Genomic DNA, 264 nt, shown 5'->3' on the forward strand with positions numbered 1-264 from the left:
CGATTCAGCAGCGCGTTGAGCCCCACCGTCAGGGGGAAGGTGTCCGTGTCGGAGAGCATGATGTAGGGCAGCAGGAAGTTGTTCCAGATCCCGACGAACTGCAGCAGGAACACGGTGACCATCGCCGGCAGCATGAGCGGCAGGACGATGCTGCGGAAGATCCGCATCTCGCGGGCGCCGTCCAGGCGGGCCGACTCGAGCACCTCGTCGGGGATGGCGCTGGACGCGTAGATCATGCACAGGTAGATCCCGAACGGTTTCAGG

At 64.0% G+C, this 264-nt stretch carries 1 protein-coding gene; it reads right to left on the minus strand.

Features of this window, described 5'->3' with window-relative positions; genetic code table 11:
* The coding region (locus tag PU683_RS22240; RefSeq protein ID WP_277174674.1) for an ABC transporter permease subunit at positions 1–236 on the minus strand (236 nt) is incomplete at its 3' end.
* Positions 237–264: the final 28 nt, after the last annotated feature.

Origin of the sequence: Candidatus Kosakonia sp. 282A-S69, from assembly GCF_029433855.1 — a bacterium.
In the GTDB taxonomy this organism is placed as follows: Bacteria; Pseudomonadota; Gammaproteobacteria; order Enterobacterales; family Enterobacteriaceae; genus Kosakonia; species Kosakonia cowanii_A.